Source organism: Polaromonas sp. Polasp52 (genome assembly GCF_059491565.1).
The window spans coordinates 593435-611294 of the sequence record NZ_CP168513.1 but is presented as its reverse complement, the minus strand read 5'-3'; the positions used below and the strand labels follow the sequence as shown (position 1 = coordinate 611294).

General features: G+C 66.2%; 21 protein-coding genes. 6 read left to right on the top strand and 15 right to left on the bottom strand.

What is annotated here, in order from left to right:
• The gene (locus ACEN9P_RS02975; RefSeq protein WP_175456107.1) at positions 1 to 144 is read right to left on the bottom strand and encodes a hypothetical protein; all 144 of its coding nucleotides are present in this window, start codon (positions 142 to 144) and stop codon (positions 1 to 3) included.
• A gap of 41 nt (positions 145 to 185) precedes the next feature.
• Positions 186 to 1508 (bottom strand): NAD(P)/FAD-dependent oxidoreductase, encoded by a 1323-nt coding sequence (locus ACEN9P_RS02970; RefSeq protein ID WP_477661785.1) that lies wholly within the window; start codon positions 1506 to 1508, stop codon positions 186 to 188.
• A 256-nt stretch (positions 1509 to 1764) separates the two neighbouring features.
• Between ACEN9P_RS02970 and ACEN9P_RS02965 the strand changes: the two genes are divergently transcribed.
• Complete coding sequence (locus ACEN9P_RS02965) at positions 1765 to 3012, top strand: MFS transporter (RefSeq protein WP_477661784.1); 1248 nt, start codon at positions 1765 to 1767, stop codon at positions 3010 to 3012.
• Between the two features lie 5 nt (positions 3013 to 3017).
• Here ACEN9P_RS02965 and ACEN9P_RS02960 read toward each other — a convergent pair whose 3' ends face one another.
• The 5 genes from ACEN9P_RS02960 to ACEN9P_RS02940 form a co-directional block, all read right to left on the bottom strand.
• Positions 3018 to 3410, bottom strand: coding sequence for a hypothetical protein (locus tag ACEN9P_RS02960; RefSeq protein WP_477661783.1), 393 nt, complete (start codon positions 3408 to 3410; stop codon positions 3018 to 3020).
• A gap of 50 nt (positions 3411 to 3460) precedes the next feature.
• A complete protein-coding gene (locus ACEN9P_RS02955) occupies positions 3461 to 4240 on the bottom strand; it encodes a hypothetical protein (RefSeq protein WP_477661782.1) in 780 nt (259 codons plus the stop codon).
• An 11-nt stretch (positions 4241 to 4251) separates the two neighbouring features.
• On the bottom strand, positions 4252 to 4695 hold the full coding sequence (locus tag ACEN9P_RS02950) for a hypothetical protein (RefSeq protein ID WP_477661781.1): 444 nt from the start codon (positions 4693 to 4695) through the stop codon (positions 4252 to 4254).
• Positions 4696 to 4859: 164 nt separating this feature from the next.
• Positions 4860 to 6146: a c-type cytochrome gene (locus tag ACEN9P_RS02945; RefSeq protein WP_495621042.1), complete on the bottom strand. Its 1287-nt coding sequence runs from the start codon at positions 6144 to 6146 to the stop codon at positions 4860 to 4862.
• On the bottom strand, positions 6143 to 6913 hold the full coding sequence (locus tag ACEN9P_RS02940) for a c-type cytochrome (RefSeq protein ID WP_495621041.1): 771 nt from the start codon (positions 6911 to 6913) through the stop codon (positions 6143 to 6145). The genes ACEN9P_RS02945 and ACEN9P_RS02940 overlap by 4 nt, the downstream gene beginning before the upstream one ends.
• A gap of 143 nt (positions 6914 to 7056) precedes the next feature.
• On the opposite strand from ACEN9P_RS02940, the gene ACEN9P_RS02935 reads away from it, so the two are divergent.
• Positions 7057 to 8511, top strand: a complete 1455-nt coding sequence (locus ACEN9P_RS02935) for an aminotransferase-like domain-containing protein (RefSeq protein WP_495621040.1) — start codon at positions 7057 to 7059, stop codon at positions 8509 to 8511.
• A gap of 15 nt (positions 8512 to 8526) precedes the next feature.
• On the opposite strand, the gene ACEN9P_RS02930 is transcribed toward ACEN9P_RS02935, so the two are convergent.
• The 4 genes from ACEN9P_RS02930 to ACEN9P_RS02915 all read right to left on the bottom strand — a co-directional run bounded on the left by ACEN9P_RS02930 (position 8527) and on the right by ACEN9P_RS02915 (position 11878).
• Entirely contained in the window at positions 8527 to 8940 is a 414-nt protein-coding gene (locus ACEN9P_RS02930) for a hypothetical protein (protein ID WP_477661777.1), read from the bottom strand.
• 124 nt (positions 8941 to 9064) lie between these two features.
• Positions 9065 to 9826: an alpha/beta fold hydrolase gene (locus ACEN9P_RS02925; RefSeq protein ID WP_495621039.1), complete on the bottom strand. Its 762-nt coding sequence runs from the start codon at positions 9824 to 9826 to the stop codon at positions 9065 to 9067.
• A complete protein-coding gene (locus ACEN9P_RS02920) occupies positions 9823 to 10923 on the bottom strand; it encodes a M14 family zinc carboxypeptidase (protein WP_495621038.1) in 1101 nt (366 codons plus the stop codon). The genes ACEN9P_RS02925 and ACEN9P_RS02920 overlap by 4 nt, the downstream gene beginning before the upstream one ends.
• 70 nt (positions 10924 to 10993) lie before the next feature.
• A complete protein-coding gene (locus ACEN9P_RS02915; protein WP_495621037.1) occupies positions 10994 to 11878 on the bottom strand; it encodes a LysR family transcriptional regulator in 885 nt (294 codons plus the stop codon).
• A gap of 163 nt (positions 11879 to 12041) precedes the next feature.
• Here ACEN9P_RS02915 and ACEN9P_RS02910 point away from each other — a divergent pair, with 163 nt between their 5' ends.
• Positions 12042 to 12608, top strand: coding sequence for a GNAT family N-acetyltransferase (locus ACEN9P_RS02910; RefSeq protein ID WP_477701073.1), 567 nt, complete (start codon positions 12042 to 12044; stop codon positions 12606 to 12608).
• Here ACEN9P_RS02910 and ACEN9P_RS02905 read toward each other — a convergent pair.
• Positions 12548 to 12856: a 2Fe-2S iron-sulfur cluster-binding protein gene (locus ACEN9P_RS02905; protein WP_495621036.1), complete on the bottom strand. Its 309-nt coding sequence runs from the start codon at positions 12854 to 12856 to the stop codon at positions 12548 to 12550. The two genes, ACEN9P_RS02910 and ACEN9P_RS02905, sit on opposite strands and share 61 nt — an antisense overlap.
• A 171-nt stretch (positions 12857 to 13027) precedes the next feature.
• On the opposite strand from ACEN9P_RS02905, the gene ACEN9P_RS02900 reads away from it, so the two are divergent.
• Positions 13028 to 13549, top strand: coding sequence for a GNAT family N-acetyltransferase (locus ACEN9P_RS02900; RefSeq protein ID WP_495621035.1), 522 nt, complete (start codon positions 13028 to 13030; stop codon positions 13547 to 13549).
• 822 nt (positions 13550 to 14371) lie between these two features.
• On the opposite strand, the gene ACEN9P_RS02895 is transcribed toward ACEN9P_RS02900, so the two are convergent.
• Positions 14372 to 14548: a hypothetical protein gene (locus tag ACEN9P_RS02895; protein ID WP_477663537.1), complete on the bottom strand. Its 177-nt coding sequence runs from the start codon at positions 14546 to 14548 to the stop codon at positions 14372 to 14374.
• A 283-nt stretch (positions 14549 to 14831) separates the two neighbouring features.
• Between ACEN9P_RS02895 and ACEN9P_RS02890 the strand changes: the two genes are divergently transcribed.
• Both ACEN9P_RS02890 and ACEN9P_RS02885 read left to right on the top strand, forming a co-directional pair.
• On the top strand, positions 14832 to 15167 hold the full coding sequence (locus tag ACEN9P_RS02890) for an ElaB/YgaM/YqjD family protein (protein ID WP_074577752.1): 336 nt from the start codon (positions 14832 to 14834) through the stop codon (positions 15165 to 15167).
• 173 nt (positions 15168 to 15340) lie between these two features.
• Complete coding sequence (locus ACEN9P_RS02885) at positions 15341 to 16276, top strand: DUF808 domain-containing protein (RefSeq protein WP_477663536.1); 936 nt, start codon at positions 15341 to 15343, stop codon at positions 16274 to 16276.
• Position 16277: 1 nt separating this feature from the next.
• Here the strand turns inward: ACEN9P_RS02885 and ACEN9P_RS02880 are convergent, their stop codons facing one another.
• Together ACEN9P_RS02880 and ACEN9P_RS02875 are read right to left on the bottom strand one after the other, a co-directional pair.
• Positions 16278 to 16484 (bottom strand): hypothetical protein, encoded by a 207-nt coding sequence (locus tag ACEN9P_RS02880; RefSeq protein ID WP_495621034.1) that lies wholly within the window; start codon positions 16482 to 16484, stop codon positions 16278 to 16280.
• Between the two features lie 135 nt (positions 16485 to 16619).
• Positions 16620 to 17591: a LysR family transcriptional regulator gene (locus ACEN9P_RS02875; protein WP_477663534.1), complete on the bottom strand. Its 972-nt coding sequence runs from the start codon at positions 17589 to 17591 to the stop codon at positions 16620 to 16622.
• Positions 17592 to 17860: the final 269 nt, after the last annotated feature.

Below are 17860 nucleotides of genomic sequence, written 5' to 3'. Positions count from 1 at the left end.
TTATTTGTCCTTGATCTTGCCGCGCGGGATCACCTGCGTGACGATGGTCGGGCGCACCGCGTCGGGCGAGACCGGCTTGGGCGGCGAGCTGTCCTTCTTGGGCTTTTTGACCATCTTGTTGTTGTTTTGCTGTCCTTTTGCCATGGTTTTCTCCGTCAGGTTGATAAGAGGGGATGCTGTGATTATCAATGCAACTTGATGCGCGGGCGGTGGGTGCGGTCCAGCATTTCAGACAGCGTGATCAAGGCGGTTTTCTTGAAGCCGCCCAAGGCCAGCTGGTGCTGCTTGTGCAGGCCCCAGTACATGAATTTGGCCAGCTGGCCTTCGATAAAAAAGCTGCCCTTGGTCAGGCTGCCCATCAGGCTGCCGACCGAGGAATACTCGGACAGCGAGACCAGCGAACCCTGGTCCTTGAACACAAAGGGCGCGACCGGCTTGCCGGCGATCAGGTCTTGCAGCGAGCGCGCCAGGTACATGGCCTGCTGGTAGGCGGCCTGCGCGCGCGGGGGCACCCAGGTGCCGTCAGGCTGCTGGCAGGCCGCGCAGTCGCCGAAGGCGTAAATGCTGGTGTCGCGCGTAGTCTGCAGGTTGCCGTTGACCATCAGCTGGTTGAGCTTGCTGGTCTCCAGCGCCTGGCCGCCTTCGGGTGTGCCGCCCAGGCTGCGCAAAAAATCGGCCGCTTTCACACCGGCGGCCCATACTGTGATGCTGGCGGGCACCACCTTGCCGCTGGCCATTTTCAGGCTGTCGGCGGTGACTTCGACCACTTTTTCATTGGTGTGCACCTCGATGGCCAGCTTGCGTAGCTCGCGCATGGCCGATTCGCTGAGGCGCTCGGGCAACTGGGCCAAGAGGCGCGGCGAGGCTTCCACCAGCACGATCTGCAGGTCTTTTTCGGGGTGAATGTGGTCGAAGCCGTAATTGGCCAGCACCCGCGCCGCGGCATGCAGCTCGGCGGCCAGCTCGACGCCGGTGGCGCCGCCGCCCACGATGGCCACCGTCAGGCGGCCGCTGCCGGCCACGCGCGGCACGGTCTGCGCGCGCAGGCAGGCGTTGATCAGCCTGTCGTTAAAACGCTTGGCGGCCTGCGGGCTGTCCAGCTTGATGGTGTGCTCGGCCGCGCCGGGCGTGCCGAAATCATTGGTCTGGCTGCCCACGGCAATCACCAGGGTGTCGTAGGCCAGCTGCTGGGCCGGCGTGATCTCGCGGCCGGCCTCGTCATGGCTGGCGGCCAGCTGCACCGTCTTGTTCTGCCGGTCCACGCCGGTGAGGCTGCCCAGGCGGAACTTGAAGTGGTTCCAGCGCGCCTGCGCCAGGTATTCGATTTCCTCGGCGTGCGTGTCGAAACTGCCGGCGGCCAGCTGGTGCAGCAGCGGTTTCCAGACATGGGTGCGGGCGGCGTCGACCAGGGTGATTTCGGCCAGGCCTTTTTTGCCCAGGCGCTTGCCCAGCTGCGTAGCCAGCGCCAGCCCTCCGGCGCCCCCTCCAACGATGACGATGCGGTGCATAAAACCTCCTGGGGTGTTGCTCTGTAGTTATGCCTCCATGTTAACTGGCGGGCGGGGGCGTCTGGAGCCGCTCAAAAACCCTCCTGGCGTTGTTGCGCCGCCTTGCCGTGCCTTCAGCACTGTCTGCGGCGGCGCGCCTAGCCAGGACCGCTTCGCTGGGTTTTGTGAGCAGCTCTTGAGCAGATCGTTCTATCCACCCTTTCTAATATCCCCTGGGGCGCCGCCTTCACCTGGCGCTGTTAAGCTTCACGCCCGCATGACGACACACACTTTCAAGGATTTGACCCGCCAGCGCGCTTATATGCGCATGTGGTTCGCGCGGATTTTCGGCACCACGGGCAACCAGATGCTGATGGTGGCCGTGGGCTGGCAGATGTATGAGCTGACCGGCAGCGCCTGGGACCTGGGCCTGGTGGGCCTGTACCAGTTCATGCCGGCGCTGCTGCTCACGCTGGTGGCGGGCCATGTGGCGGACAGGGTGCACCGCGGCCGCATCATCGCCGGCTGCCTGGTCACGCAGGCCACGGTGGCGATGATCCTGGTGGCGGCCACGCAGGGCTGGGGCGCGACTCATGCCTGGGCTTCGCGCGAATTGCTGCTCGCGGTATCGGTCCTGCTGGGTGTGGCCCGCGCCTTCCAGATGCCGGCGCAGCAGGCGCTCACCCCGGTGCTGGTGCCGCCCGCCATGCTGCCGCGCGCCATGGCCTTCAGCTCGGCCGGCATGCAGGCAGCGGTGATAGGCGGGCCGGCGCTGGGCGGCGTGATTTTTGTGGCCGGCGCCACGGCGGTGTATGCCACCTGCGCCTGCCTGTTCGCCACCGGTTGCGGCTTGATTGCCGTGCTGCGCTACGACCACGCACCGCCGCCGCGCGAGCCCGTGACCTTGCGCACGCTGCTGGCCGGCGTGGAGTTCGTCTGGCAGCGCAAGGCCCTGCTGGGCGCCGTCTCGCTGGACCTGTTTGCCGTGCTGCTGGGCGGCGCCACCGCGCTGCTGCCCATGTTCGCCAAGGACATCCTGCACGTCGGCCCCTGGGGCCTGGGCCTGCTGCGCGGCGCACCCGCCGCGGGCGCTTTGCTGATGTCGGCGCTGCTCACGCGCTGGCCGCTGGAGCGCCGCGTCGGGCCGACCATGCTGTCGGCGGTGGCGGTTTACGGCCTGTGCATGGTGGTGTTCGGCCTGTCGACCAGCTTTGTGCTCTCACTGCTGGTGCTGGCCGTCTCGGGCGGTGCCGACATGGTCAGCGTGGTGGTGCGCCAGACCCTGGTGCAGATAGAAACCCCCAACGAGATGCGCGGCCGCGTCAGCGCCGTGAATTCGGTGTTCATAGGCGCTTCCAACCAGCTGGGCGAGTTTGAGTCCGGCGCCACGGCGGCACTGCTGGGGCCTGTGGGCTCGGTGGTGGCCGGCGGGGTGGGCACGCTGCTGGTGGCGGCGGCCTGGTTCAGGATGTTTCCGTCGCTGTCGCGGCGGGACAAGATGGTCACACCGGCACCCGGTTCTTGAGGCCCTCAGGCCGTGCGGCGACCGCCCGCAAACAAACGGTGGCAGCCCCATACCACTACCGCACCCGCAGGGCCGATCACAAGAAGGTTCCAGATCGGCATGAACAGAAGCCCCAAAGCCGCGGTTGACCCTTTTGGCGCCACGAAGACAGAGTAGTGCATATAGAGGTCGGCAAGCAGCGATGCGATGGCCCAGCCGAGGCCGAGCAGGCTGGCGCGGCGAGCGCGCGTGAGAGCCACCGCCACCCCGTAGGGAAGGCAGGACAGCAGCACCAGGCCGAGGAGAAACCAGCTCAATCCGCCATCGGCCCGAAAGACGGCGGTGTACAGGTGCAGCAGCACGCCCGCCGCACTTAGCGTGAGTGTCAGCTTTTCGGGTGTGGAAGCTGCGGCAGGCATATGGCACTCAGTCTCTCAGGTCCATTCTGGTCAAAAATCCGGCTTGGCGCTCAATCGCGAGCAGGTGCGAACTCTTTCGGAACAAGCTGGAACGACAACTGGTCGAAGCTGACGTGCAGCGGGGTGCGGTACTTCTTCGTGTAGTAATTGGCCTGCGCGGATGTATAGGGATGAATGGCCACGCCCTCTTTTGATGTCGTGATTTTTTGGGCCAGGAATGGTCCGTCATTCCAGTTCTCCAGTGAAACCAGGCAAAGCTCCGCATGGCGGCCATTTGCCAGGTCTGTGACTTCCAGCCAAAGGCGCGAGGTCTCATGAAGGGGGCGAACCTCGCCCGCAACCACGAAGCTGTAGCCGCGCGCGACCTTCTCGGCATACCGGACGCGAAGCAGGCTGCCCTGCTGCCGGTATTTGTCTTCCATGTCTTGCAGGCCGGCAAGAAAGTCAGGCGCCAGGAAGCGCAGCGCCGCGAAAGTGGCTGTGCGCACCAGCGAGGACTGCTCTTGCGGGCCGAGCTTATTGAATGATTCATTCAGCCCGTACGCCAGCCATGTCTGCCATGCCTCAGTGGTGTACGCGAGTCGCTGCATTTCCCCTTGAGCTATGACGGGGGTGAAGAGAATGTACAGGGCGCTCCCGCCCCGGATCGTCAGCTTTGCTTCTAAGCATTTCCCGCCAATCAACTGGCCGAACGCAACAGACGACGCTGGCTGGACAAAAAAATCACCCATGTAACGAGGCGTGGGCAATTCATGTGAGGGCAGAGACGGCGACTCAAAATAGCGGATGTCATTGAGCATTCTGTCACGCTTGATCTTGGTGTCCGGCATAAAGGAGGGCTTCACCCGCCGAATCGGCCGAATGCCGGGGCGCCGGTACTGGACAGAGCTGCTCTTGTTGCAAATTCAAGGGGAAGCACCTGGGCCTGTGAGAGGCCCAGGCGTTTGAGCGCTGTGCGGGTTTCCGCGGGCGAGTCGCTCTTGTGCAAAAGCACCCGTCCCCGCGTTGTGAGGAGTGCGATGCCGTCGACCGCCACACCGCCGGAGCTATCCCCAAAAAGGATGGCCGGATAGACCAGGCCGCAAGGAAGCCGCGCTGCCGCGGCCATGCATAAGGCCATGCCGTTGGTCGGTATTACAGGCGACGCGACAGGCTGGACCCATGTCTCATCCTCATCGTCGTTTTCGTTGCCGTCATCCTCCACAAATCGCCAAACGGGGAAAAGCTCAAGGTCGGCGGTGTTCAGGTCTTCAACTGGTTTACGCGTATCGGCTGTGATTTTCATTGGGCGCCCTTGCAAGCTGGTTCGGATCTTCCACGGATTGACGAAGTATGCATTGATCGCCACCCCAAGCGCGGCTGGAACCACGGAAATGAAACCTTGAAAAACGGTGCTTGATCCGATGAGCGCTTCCCCCAAGGAGCACCCGCATGACCATGAACCTGCGCCTAGCGCCCCGTACTCGCCCGTATCCGGTTCACTTCCAGCGGCGTGATCTCGCTCGCCCGGTTGCCCCAGGACTGACGTATGTGTGTGAGCACCAGCGCCATGTCGGCGTCATTGAGCACCAGCACAAAGGGCGGCATGCCGAAGGGATGCGGGTTGCCCTCGGTGGCCGGCGCGTAGCCGCCGTTGAGCACGATCTGCACGAGGTTGGAGGCCTGGCCCATGGTGACGGCGCGGTTGCCGGCCAGTGCCGGGTAGGCATTGGCGATGCCTTCGCCTTTGGCGCCGTGGCACTGGGCGCAGTGCTGCTCGTAGAGCTTGGCGGCGCGCGTCACCGACTCGCCCTGCGTCTTGATGGCGGCCGGTTCGGGGGGCGCTGTGTGCGAAGGGGGCAGCTCTTTCAGGAATTGCGCCATCGCGCCCAGGTCGGCGTCGCTTAAATACTGGGTGCTGCGCTGCACGACTTCGGCCATGGGGCCGGTGACCGAGGCACGCGGCGACACGCCGTTTTTCAAGAGGCTCACGATGTGTTGTTTGTCCCAGTCGCCCACACCGGCCTCATAAGGCGAAGCCAGCGAGGGCGCATACCAGTTCTGCATGGGGATCAGGCCGCCGGCCAGGTCCAGGCCCTGCTCGCTGCCGCCCAGCGCGTTGCGCGCCGTGTGGCAGGCCGCGCAGTGGCCCAGGCCTTTGACCAGGTAGGCGCCGCGGTTCCACTCGGCGCTGCGCGCCGTGTCGGGCTCATACACGCCGGGGCTGAAGAACAGCGCGCGCCAGACCGCCAGCGCGGCCTGCGACTGGTAGGGAAAACGCAGCGCGTGCGGCAGGTTGGGCGCCGCCACCGGGGGCAGGCTGCGCAGGTAGGCATACAGCGCGTCCGAGTCCTCGCGCGTGACCTGGGTGTAGCTGGTATAGGGAAAGGCCGGGTAGAGCAGCCGGCCGTCTTTGGAGCGGCCGTTGTGCATGGCACGCCAGAAATGGGCGGCCGACCATCCGCCCAGGCCGGTCTTGTCGTCGGGCGTGAGGTTGGAGGTGAAGACCGTGCCAAAGGGCGTGGCGATGCCGCGCCCGCCCGCAAAGGCCTGGCCGCCCTGGGCGGTGTGGCAGGTCTGGCAGTTGCCGGCCCGCGCCAGGTAGGCGCCACGCGCGACCAGGCCCTCGCTGGGCGCTGCGGCGGCCACCGGCGCTTTCACGTCGACTTCGTCGCGCACGTTAAGGGCCCACACGAGGGCGGTGGCGCCGACGGCGAGCACCACCAGCGCGAGCAGGAATTTCAGGGTCTTCTTCATTTCTGCGCCTTTGTGGACGCAGGCGGGGTCGCGCTGCCGCAGGTGATGGCGCTCGCACCCGGGGGGAGTGGGGGCAGGCTGGCAGCCGGTTTGGTGCTGGCGGGCAGAGGCTGCGCGGCCGCCCAGCTGGCCACGGCATTGATGTCTTCCAGGGTCAGGCGGCTCACCACGTCCTTCATGCAGTCGGGCGCATGCGCGCGGCGCTGGCCGGCCTTCCAGGCGCCCAGCTGTGCATTGAGGTAGTCGCGCGGCAGGCCCAGCAGTCCCGGGATGCCGGGCGCCACCCCGGTCATGGCCTGGCCGTGGCATTGCACACAGGCCGGCAGCTGGCGCGCGGCGTCGCCTTCGAGCACCAGCTGGCGGCCGTGGCGCAACACCTCGGGCGCGGCGGCGGCGGGCAGTGGTGCCGGGTAGGGCACTTCGAGCTGCGAGAAATAGGTGGCGATCTCCATCAGGTAGGCGTCGCTCAGCGGTTCAATCAGCTGCGTCATGAGGCCGTAGTGGCGGCGCCCGTCGCGGAAATTGAGCAGCTGGTTGTAGAGGTAGCCGGCCGGCTTGCCGGCCAGGCGCGGGTAGTAGCCGTCGGGCGCGGCGCGGCCCTGCGGCCCATGGCAGGCGGTGCAGGCCATGGCGCGCTGGGCGATGCTGTCTTCAAAAGGGGGCGGTGCCGCCACGGCGGCGCCGGCTGCCGCCCAGGCCAGGGCGGCCGGCAGCGCATGCCGGGCCAGCGCACGCAGCCAGGAATATCCAGAACAGGTCTCATGCATGAAGGGATCATGCCCCACATGGGCATTCCGCGTAAGCATCAGTTGCCGACGAAAAAAGCGTATCAGATGAAAAACAGCGGAAAATTGCAATATCAGATTGGGCGCTGGCCGGGCCCAAGCCGGGCGCACCCACTACACACTTCATGAAACGCTACGAACAACTGGTCGAACTGCTGGCGACCGACATCCGCAGCGGGCGCCTGGCCCCCGGCACGCGCTTGCCGTCTATACGCAGCATCACCGCGCAGCACGGCCTGAGCGCCTCCACCGCTTTCAAGGCCTATTACCGGCTGGAAGAAAAAGGCCTGGTGCGTGCACAGCCGCGTTCGGGTTATTACGTGACGGCCTCGTCCATGCAGCAGCTCGCGGCACCGGCGCGCGGCGCGGCCGACAGCAGGACCGGCAAGGCGGCCCGCGTGGCGCCCCGGCCGGATGTCAGCGAGCTCGTATTTGCTGTGCTGGGTGCGGCGCAGGACCCGGCCATCGTGCCCCTGGGCTCGGCTTTCCCGGTGCCTGGGCTGTTTCCGCTGCAACGGCTGGGCAAGTCGCTGGCCCGCAGCGCGCGTTTTATCCAGGGTGCGGACACCGTGGCCAGCCTGCCGCGCGGCGACGAGGGCCTGCGCCGGCAGATCGCGCTGCGCTACCTGGGCCTGGGGCTGGCGCAGCCGGCCGATGAGCTCATCGTCACGCACGGCGCGCTGGAGGCGCTCAACCTGTGCCTGACGGCCGTGGCCCAGCCCGGCGACCTGGTTGCGGTCGAGTCGCCGGGCTTTTACGCCAGCTTGCAGGCGCTGGAGCGACTCAAGATGAAAGCGCTGGAAATCCCGGTGCACCCGCAGGACGGGTTGGACCTGGCGGCGCTGGCCGACGCGCTGCAGCGCCACCCGGTCAAGGCCTGCTGGTTCATGACTTCCTTCCAGAACCCCACGGGCGCCAGCCTGTCGCTGGAGAAAAAGAAGGCGCTGGTCGCGCTGCTGGCCGCGCGCGACATTCCACTGATCGAGGACGACGTGTACGCCGAGCTGTATTTCGGCCACCGCGGTTTGCTGCCGGCCAAGGCCTTTGACCGCAAGGGCCTGGTGATGCACTGCGGCTCTTTCAGCAAGACGCTGGCGCCCGGCTACCGCGTGGGCTGGGTGTCGCCCGGGCGCTTCGGCCAGCAGATAGAGCGGCTCAGGCTGATGACCACGCTGTCGGCCAGCCTGCCCGCGCAGCTGGCGATTGCCGACTACCTGCAGCACGGCGGTTACGACAAACACCTGCGCAAGCTGCGGCATGCCTTGGAGTCGCAGCTCTCCAGCCTGCTGGCCGCCATTGCCCGCCATTTCCCGGCGGACGTGCGTGTGTCGCGCCCCGCGGGCGGCTATTTTGTGTGGGTGGAATTCGCCGAGGGCTTCGACGCGCTGGCCCTGCACCAGGCGGCACTGGAGCTGGGCATAGGCGTGGCGCCGGGCCCGGTGTTTTCAGCGCGGCGCAACTTCCGGCACTGCCTGCGGCTCAATTACGGCCATCCGTGGAGCGAGCGTTTTGAGGCGGCGATGCAAGGCCTGGGAATGCTGGCGCGGCGGCAGAGTCCCTACGCGCAGGTCGCAAACTGAGCTTTGGCGGCTTGCCTAGCGGTGCTTGTCCGGCAAGGCGCGCACGCAGGCCACAAAATGGTCCCAGCTGGCCTGCACTTCCTTGACGCGCACGCCTTTGTCGAGCACCGCGCCGCAGGCGGCTTCGGCGCGCCGCACCACCTTGGTCAGGGCGCTGGCCGGCAAGGGAGGGATCTGCGCGCGCAGGCTGTCTGCCTTGCTGCGCATCTGGGCGATGGCGTCCTTGGCCAGGGTCTTGTTGCCGGCGCAGGCGATCATGCCAATCATCTCGGCCATTTCGCCAAAGGCCGGGTCGAGGTTCCAGAGCGCCGCCGTGCCCAGCGCCAGCACCCACAGGCGCTTGTTGCGCGTCGGCGCGGCGGCAGCCTGGCCGCCGTCGCCTGGCTGCGGGCCGGCGGGTTGGGTTTCGGGAGGGGAGGGATTCTTCATGGACGGCATGTCTTGTATAGACAAGGCAATATTCTGCCCGAGTCGCCTGGCCGCGCCGGCCCGGGCCGGCAAAACCCGGTTTTGCGCCAAGGAAAGCGTTGACAGCCGAATAAAGAGGGGCGATTCAGCCGCCATCGACCCAGCCGGCAATGCGCCTGCAGACCCAGTCCGCATCGTCATGCGGCAGGTCGTGGCCGGCCCAGGGGTGCACGTGGTGGGCGGCCTGCCAGGCCTGGGCCAGCCGGGCCGAGCAGCGCGGGTGCACCAGGTGGTCGGCCGCCGACGACAGCACCAGGGCCGGGCAGGCGGGCGGTGCGGCCATGCTGAAGGCGGCCGCAGCCTTGAGCTGGCGCCAGGCGTTGGCGATGCTCACGGGTGCATCCTGGCGGATGCGGGTCCATGCGGCGATGTCCTGCTCCAGCGAGGCCGCGCGGTTGCAGGTGATGCGGTGGATCACGCGCTCGGCATGCTCCGCGTCGCCCCAGCGCACCGCCACCAGCGCCAGCGGCAGCCAGTTGCCGGGGCGCAGGCGTTCGCTCGCGCGGCCCAGCGGCCGCATGCTGGTGTTGACCAGCACCAGCCGCTCGATTTCCTGCGGATAACGCTGTGCCCAGTCGGCGGCCACCATGGCGCCCAGCGACATCGCCACCAGGCTGTAGGGCGGCGCAATCCCGCGCTGGCGCAGCTGTTCGCGCGCGAAGCCGGCCATGGCGCCCACCGTGGCCGGCGAGGCTTCGCGGCAGAACGCGCCGTTGCCCGGCAAGTCCAGCGCCAGCACGCGGGTGGCGGCGCTGGCCGAGCCCGGCAAGGCGCGCGCCAGCCGCTCGGCGAAATCGCCCCAATGCCGCGCCTCGCGGGTCAGGCCCCTGAGCAGCACCCAGCTCATGCGAGCACCCGCCTGGGCCGCCAGTGCGCCGTGGCCAGCCGCGCGAGCTGCGTGCGCCGCTCGTCCGAGGGCAGCCAGTTCGGCGCGGCAAAGGCGGCGCGCGTGAGGAAGTCCAGCAAGTCCGCATGGCGGCGCAGCACGCGTTTGGTGCGGTGCGCCTTCATGGGGTTGAAGATGCCGTGCCGCGAAAACAGCTGGCGCGGGTTCTTGCGTATCCACAGCCAGGAGCCCAGCTCCAGCGTCATCGGCAGGAACACATGGCGCGGCGGCGAGTGGTCGTAAGCATGGTCCCAGAGGTCGCCGTGCAGCAGGTACTGGTTGCTCTGCGGCTCGAAGCTGTAGGCGTGGTGCGGGTGCGACTGCTCCAGCATGGTCCGCAGCGCGAACATCTCGGGCAGGTGCGCCATCAGCCGGCGCGTCTTGGCATAGGGAAACCACAGGCTGTCGTCAAAACCGTAGCCCGAATGGCAGTCCAGCGCCAGGCTGAAGGGGCGGCTGGCCAGCTGCTCGCTCACCACCCGCAGCAAGGCCGCGCTGTCGGCCTCCATGGGCGCGCCGGGCCGGCCGCAGTACCAGGGCAGCAGGGGGCTGATGGTCTGTCCGCCGGCGAGAAAGGGTACATGGCTTTCGGCTCGCTGCGGCGCGTTGCGCATCAGGTCCACGCCCTGCGGATTGGCGCGCTTGTGCGCCCACATGCCGCCCGGGTTCACGATGGGCATGAAGACCAGCCGGATTTTTTCGAGCTGGCGGTGCAGCAGCTCGTCCCACTCCAGGCGAAACAGCAGCGCGCGCAGGTAGTGCAGGATCAGCTGCGTGCCTATGCGCTCCAGCCCGTGGATGCCGCCGAAAAAACCGACGGCCGGCGCCTGCGGGTCGGCCGAGCCTATGCAGGCCGTGTAGAGCGGGAACGAGGGCCCGGCCGTGTGCGCCTCGGCCACCACCGCCACGTCGAAGTGGGCGCTGCCCGCCAGCAGGATGGCCTTGAGTTCCTCGAGCTCCGCAAAACTCGCGGCCGCGTCGCGCGCCGGCGTCAGGCTGTAGGGGCTGTGCAGGCTGCGGGGGCTTTGCACGGCGGCGGTCGGCGGCGGGATTTCCATCCCTGACATGCTGGCACAGTTGTTTGACAGTGCGCTACATGCCGGCCGGGTTTTTTGTATCGAATGCCCTTCAGTTTCCGGTTCGCTGCTCGATCGCGGAAATCACCTGGCGCATGGCCTTGTTGACCGGCTTGTCGCCGCGCATGACCAGCGCCAGCGTTCTTTGCAGCCGCGGGTAGAGCGGGTGCACGGCCAGTTCGGGGTGCTGGCCCGGACCGGTCACCGCCATGGCCGGCAGGATGCTGCAGCCCAGGCCGGCGGCCACCATCTCCTTGATGGCCTCCACGCTGCCCAGTTCCATCACGGGCCTGGGCGCATGGCCGGCATCGCGAAACCACTGGTCGATGATCACGCGGGTATTGGCCGCCGGCTCGAACAGCACCAGTTCGCGTCTGGCGAGGAAGGCCGGTGTGATCCTGGCGGGCAAGCCCGTCTCGCGCCTGGGAATGACCGCCACAAACTCGTCGTTCAGCATCGGCGTGGTAACCAGCGCGCGGCGCTTGACGGGCAGGGTCACCAGCGCCATGTCCATGGTGTTGCCTTCCACCGCCTTGACGAAGTCGGCGGTATTGCCGGTGCTGACCAGCACGCTGAGATTGGGAAAGCGCACCCGCAAGGAGCGCAGGATGTGCGGCAGCAGGTAGAGGCAGGCCGTCGCGCCGGTGCCCAGCGTCACGCGGCCGGTGACGTCGGCCGAATGCGCGGCCATGGCCGTCATCACACCTTCCACCGCCGAATCCACATGCCGGATCTGCGCCAGCAGGTCCAGCCCCGCCGGCGTGGGCGCGGCCCGGCGCGCCACGCGCTCGACCAGGCGCACGCCCAGCCGCTGCTCCAGCTGCCGCACCTGCAGGCTGATGGCCGGCTGCGACAGGCCCAGCCTTTCGGCCGCGCCCGAAAAGCTGCCGGTTTCGATGATGAGCGCGTAGGTACGCAGGTGGTCAAGGTTGAGCATGCAAAGAAATTCTAATGAAAATCATAAGTTTCCATATATTTACTTATGCTGTACCTTGCGCAACCATGGCGGCATGCAGCATCTTTCTTCACAGACTCTTCTTGAACCCTCCGCCAGTCCCGGGGCCGGCGCGCTGTCCATACGACCCTGCGCCGAGAGCGACATGGCGGCGGTCCAGGCCATCTATGCCCACTATGTGGCGACCAACCTGGCCACCTTCGAACTCGAGCCGCCCGGCCTGGAGCAGATGCGTGTGCGCCGCGCCGACATCCTGCGCGGCGCTTATCCCTACCTGGTGGCGCTACGCGATGGCGAGGTCGTGGGTTATGCCTATGGCAGTGCTTACCGTTCGCGGCCGGCCTACCGGCATACGGTGGAGGATTCGATTTATGTCGCACCCGGCATGCGCCAGGCCGGCGTCGGCAGCGCCTTGCTGCGCGAACTGATCCGCGAGTGCGAGCAGCGCGGTTTCCGGCAGATGGTGGCCGTGGTCGGCAACAGCGCCAACACCGGCTCGCTGCGGGTGCATGAGGCGCAGGGTTTTGTCCGTGTCGGCACGCTGGGCTGCGTGGGCTACAAGTTCGGCCAGTGGGTGGACACGGTGTTGATGCAGCGCGCGCTGGGCGACGGCGCGGCCTCGCCCGGTGGCCTGCCACCGCCCCAGGCGCTTCAGTCGGCCGGCGCGATCACCACGTCCGACAGCGGATACGCCACGCAGGGCAGGATATAGCCCGCTTTTTTTTCCTCGGCGCTCAGGCCCGGCCATTCGATGCGGTAGTGCACGCTGCCGGCGGCCAGCCGGCGTATGCAGGTGCGGCAGGTGCCGTTGCGGCAGGAACTGGCCGGCGCCAGCCCCGCCAGCTCGGCGGCCTCCAGCAGCGGCAGCATGGCCGGCGCCTCAAACACAGGGCCGTCCGGCGCCATGCGTGCGCTGAAGATCCGGCTTTGTTCTTCTTCTTTTGGGCCGCTGGTGGGCATGGGAGATGAAACCTGGGGGGTGAAAACGGGCGGAAAAGGGCGGGAGTAGCGCTGAATTTACCCCAGAAGCGCCCAGAGGCCCGCCGGGAGAGCGGCACAGGCCGCGATTTGCGCGACAATTCCGCTCCCCCCGAATATTTTCCGTACCGATTCACCAGCAAGCGATTTTTCATGTCCAGTTATTCCATCCGTCCTGCCACGTCCCGCGACGCCAAAGCCATCGCCGAAATCCATGTCGCCACCTGGCAAGCCGCCTACAAGGACCTCCTGCCCGAGGATTACCTCGCCAAGATCACCGTCGAAAAACGCCAGGCCTACTGGCGCGAAGCCATCGAATTCAGCGAACCCCAACTGCTGGTGGCCACCGAAGGCGAACAGGTCGTGGGTTTTGTCGGCTTCGACCGCTCCCGCGACGCCGGCACCAAATCCACCGTAGGCGAAATCTGGGCCTTGTATGTGCAGCCCGAACACTGGCGCAAAGGCGCCGGCCTGGCCCTCTGGGACGGCGCGCGCGAAGGCCTGAAGGACGAGGGGTGCACGCAGGTCACGCTGTGGGTGCTGTTGCGCAATGAACGTGCGCTGGCGTTTTATGAGCATGCGGCGGGGTTCAAGAGGGAGATGCCTTCCCTCAAAACTGTGGCGTTTGGGAGTGCGAAGCTTGAGGAGATTCGCCTCAAGCGTGCAGTGGATTGAGGCCGGGTCTTGCTCCGGCTTTCGCGCTCTTCCTTCTCATCCTCCTCTTTCCTCTTCTTGGTTCAGCTGGCCGGGTCTCGCCCCGGCGGGCGACTTACTTTCTTTTGCTTCGCCAAAAGAACGTAAGCAAAGGTCATGAAATGGGGATTCGCTCACTTCGCGAAGCGAAGTTACGCGAATACCAAAAGGCGACCCGCAGTCTGGGTCCCCTCCGCTGCGCTGCGGGGCAACCTGCGGTGCTCGACTACGGCGGGGTCTCGCGCAAACTCGCCTTCGGCTCAAACAAGCGCGATCCCTGATCCGCCTACGTCTGCGCTCCTCGGCCCAGCCAGGACGGGGCAATCGGGAGCGGGAACCGAATACCAAAAGACAAAGAAGACCAATACAAACAAGGACACGCCATGGCGTGTCCTTGTTTCTTCAGGTATTCGGTATTGGTATTTGTATTTTTCTCCCACCCCTTGTGTATGCGCCGAGGAGCGCAGGGCCAGACGGATCAGGGCTGGCGTTGTCTGAGCGAAGCGCAGCGTAGCGAGTTTAGCCAGACCCCGGCTGGACCGAGCACCGCAGGTTGCCCGTAGCGAAGCGAAGGGACGCAGACACCAGGGTCGCCTTTTCTTTTGCTTACTTTTGGTGTTTGCGTAACTTCGCTGCGCGAAGTGAGCAAACCCCGCGCGCGTAGCGCGCCTTTTGGCGAAGCAAAGAAAAGTGAGTTGCCGCCGGGCAACCCCGGCCAGCAAGCCTCAGCAGAGAAAACAGAAAGACGAAGAGAGGAGAAGGAGAGACGGGGGAGAGCGCGCTCGGCCGGAGCAAGACCCGGCCTCAAGAAGGAACATTCACAACCCGCTCATCATCCGGAATGAGCGGGGTCCCCTCATCGGGCTCCACCGGCAACTCCAGGCCTTCATCGTCTTCCGCGGCTTCTTCGGGTGGGCCGTAGCGGGGCTGGCCGTTGTCGCTCAGGCGGGATTTTGGGGTGCGTTTTGCATTCCTGGACATGAAACTCTCCTTGGGTCCGGATGAGGTTTTGGTCAGGCCTTGATGATGGAGGTCTGTGCGGCGCGGCCTGCCAAGCCAAGTGACCGTTCTCCTGTCAGTCCGGTCCGACAGCCGGCCGGGCCTTGCAACACTCTCTTGTCCTACATGCAGCCAGTCCGGCCGCGCACAGCCCGCTGTCTGGGTTGTGCCTACAGTGGTCGGACTTGCCGGATGATCTTTCGATGGCCTTTGGCACCGGCAACGCGACATCCGTATTTTGTGGAATTTTTTTGAAAGAAGCACCATGGACAAAACCACAGCATCGCCCGCCGGCGGCAATCCCATCCAGCGCGGCGTCGAGTCCGCCGGCGCGGCGCTTCACAGCGGCATCGACAAGGTGGCCGATCCGGCGCGCAGCGCGGTGGACCGCGCTTCCTCGGCGGCGCACCAGGGCGTCGACAAATTGGCCGGCACCGCCAGCCATGTGGCCGACCGTTTCGCCGACCAGACGCGCCGCATCAGCGAAGCACCGGCGCACGCGCTGGAAGTCTCGAAATCCTGGGTGCAGGAAAGGCCGCTGGAAGCCGTGGGTGCAGCCCTGGCCCTGGGCTTTATCCTGGGACGATTGACCGCGCGCTGAGTCTGCGCTCCCTGCCCGGAAAAGCCGCCTGCGGGCGGCTTTTCTTTTGCCGCCATGGAAGTTAGGTAAAGTGGCGGCTCTTCCTCGGTGCGCCAAAAGTACAACGCCATGCGCCGGATGCCTTTCCCACACTGCTGCGGCCTGACGCCGCGGCCCTGACGAAAAAGAACACCATGGCCAGCAGCCTGCTTGCATTGATTGACGACATTGCCACCGTGCTCGACGACGTGGCGCTGCTCTCCAAAGTCGCCGCCAAAAAAACCGCCGGCGTACTCGGCGACGACCTGGCGCTCAATGCCCAGCAGGTTGCCGGCGTCAGGGCCGATCGCGAACTGCCGGTGGTCTGGGCCGTAGCCAAGGGCTCCTTCATCAACAAGGCCATCCTGGTGCCGGCGGCGCTGGCCATCAGTGCCTTTGCGCCCTGGGCGGTGACGCCGTTGCTGATGGTGGGTGGTGCCTTTCTTTGCTACGAGGGTTTTGAAAAACTCGCGCACAAATTTCTACACAGCGCACATGAGCAGGCGGCCGAGCACGAGGCGCTGGCCGCCGCGCTGTCCAATCCCGCCGTCGACCTGGTGGCGCTGGAAAAGGACAAGATCAAGGGCGCAGTGCGCACCGACTTCATCCTGTCGGCCGAGATCATCGCGATCACGCTGGGCACGGTGCAGGCCAGCCCCTTTGTGACCCAGGTCGCGGTGCTTTGCGGCATTGCCGTGGCCATGACGGTCGGTGTTTACGGCCTGGTGGCGGGCATCGTCAAGCTCGACGACGGCGGGCTTTACCTGAGCCGGCGCACGGGCGAGGGCGCCTGGCCGCGCCTGCAGCGCAGCGGGGGCGAGGCCATCCTGTGGGCCGCGCCCTGGCTCATGAAGGGGTTGTCGCTGGCCGGCACGGCCGCGATGTTCCTGGTGGGCGGCGGCATACTCACGCACGGCTTCGCGCCCCTGCACCACCTGATTGAAACGCTCACACAGCAAGTGGCAACCGGTGCCGGCGCATTCCTGGCCGCGCTCACGCCGCTGCTGATGGATGCGCTGGTCGGCCTGGTGGCGGGTGCGCTGGTGCTGCTGCTGGTCGGCCTGGCCAAACGCCTGCGGCCGCGCGCCTAGGCTACTGGTCCCCGGATTTGCGGGCCGGTTTGTCGTCCGGCGATTCGCGCTGGCCGTCGCCGGCTTCGCCCGCGGGCTGTTCGTCGTTCACCGGAAAAGGCCAGCGCCCTTTTTGCCGGGGCGGCGTAGGCAGCACGGCTTCCCGTGCCCGCTGCTCCAGGGCCCTGCGGCTTTCGGCATCGGGCGCGGGGGCTTTTAATCTTGGCATGTGAGGTCTTTCGCAGGCAGTACAGGACGAATCCAGGAGGACGGATCGGACAGGCCTTCACCTTAATCGGCGAATGCCGCTCGCCCTGTAGGCTGTCAGTGACGCCGGCTGTAGGAGATGCCGGGCCGGTGGCGGCTACTCGACCAGTGCTTCGGCAAGGAGCTGCGCGCGAACGGCGCGGCCCGGCAGGCTGCTTTTGCGCTGGATCAGGTCGTGCCGGGCGAACAGGTCGGCGATCCAGTCGACAAAGACGCGCACCTTGTTGCTCAGGTGGCGGTTCGGCGGGTAGACCACGTGAATCGGCTTGGCCGCGGAGCACCAGCCGTTGAACAGCGGCTCCAGCGCGCCGCTGCTGATGTGCTGCTGTACCAGGAAGGTGACCGTCTGCAGGATGCCCAGCCCGGCCAGCGCCGCCGCCACGCCGGCGTTCGAGTCGTTGACAGAGAGCTGGTGGTAGCCCTCGACCTCCACACTTTCGCCGTCCTTGTGCAGCGTCACGCCGTAGAGCTTGCCGTCGCGCGGCGAAACATAGCGGATCAGCCTGTGCCCATGCGCGAGTTCCTGCGGATGTTGCGGTGTTCCATGGCGCTTGAGGTAAGCCGGCGAGGCGCAGGACATCAAATAGAACTCGCCGATGCGGCGAGCCACCAGCGACTGGTCGGTGATCTCGCCTCCGCGTATCACGCAGTCCACGTTTTCGGCCAGGATGTCTATGGGCCGGTCGCTCACGCCCAGCTCCAGCTGGATGTCGGGGTAGCGCGCATAAAAATCCGGCAGGGCCGGGATCACCACCGCCATACCCAGGGAAGAGGGGATGTCCACCTTGAGCCGGCCGCGCGGGCTGGCCTTGGCGCGCGACATGCTCGATTCGAGTTCTTCCATCTCGCCGAGCAGGCGGCCGGCGCGTTCGTAATACGCCGCGCCGTCGGCCGTGACCGTGACCTTGCGTGTGGTGCGGTTGAGCAGCTTGGTGTCCAGCGACTGCTCCAGCGTCTGGATCAGCCGGGTCACGGTCGGCTTGGGCATGCCCATGGAGTCGGCGGCCTTGGTGAAGGTGCCGGCTTCCACGACCCGTACAAAGGCCTGCATTGCGGAAAACTTGTCCATGAAAAGTCCTGTCCTGTGGTCCTGGTAAGGGTCTGTCAATGCACCTGAGGCGCCGCGGGCCGGTGGGCCTGCTGCCTCATCCCCTGTCGGCGGGTGGCCGCGGGGGTCCTGGGGAAAGCCGGGGAGATCCGCGAAGGGAAGTTCGCGGAGAAACTGCGAGGGGCGATTGTGACCATCATGGCGGCTTCCCGTGACGGCCGCCAAATAGCCCTTGGTCCTGTCCGGGTTTTCCCGGAGTCTGTGGACCCTGCCATGGGGGCAAGGCCCAC